The organism is Pseudoalteromonas sp. S558, from assembly GCF_005886635.1.
Taxonomy (GTDB): Bacteria; Pseudomonadota; Gammaproteobacteria; order Enterobacterales; family Alteromonadaceae; genus Pseudoalteromonas; species Pseudoalteromonas aliena.
This window is the reverse complement of the sequence record NZ_PNDU01000440.1, coordinates 1-356: the sequence shown is the minus strand read 5'-3', so window position 1 is coordinate 356 and position 356 is coordinate 1. Positions and strand designations below refer to the sequence as shown.

Here is a 356-nt window from a genome sequence, read left to right as displayed (position 1 = left end):
GCTTAGAGTCATAAAAAAAGAGGTAAGCAACGTTTATATTGCGATTTACGTGGGCAATTTATGAATAGAGTAAGTATTAGCGAACTTCCAAAAATAGTCGAAGACAGAAGCCGAATAGGTGACTGGGAAGGTGATTTAATTGAAGGCAAAAAGGGCTCTGGTTTTTTTGTAACCCATGTTGACCGTAGCTCTCGATATTTAATCGCGCAAAAAATAGAGACTAAGCAAACTGAGTCATTCAATACGGCTACAGTAGAGATGTTTAAAGAGATTCCAGAGCATAAACAGTTAACTCTGACCTTGGATAATGGAAAAGAATTTTCGAAATTTAAAGCTTTGGAAGGAGAACTAGTATT

General features: G+C 36.5%; 1 pseudogene. It reads left to right on the top strand.

The annotated features are described in order from the left end of the window. Positions 1-39: 39 nt before the first annotated feature. A pseudogene (locus CWB66_RS20515) lies at positions 40-356 on the top strand (IS30 family transposase); the annotation flags it as partial.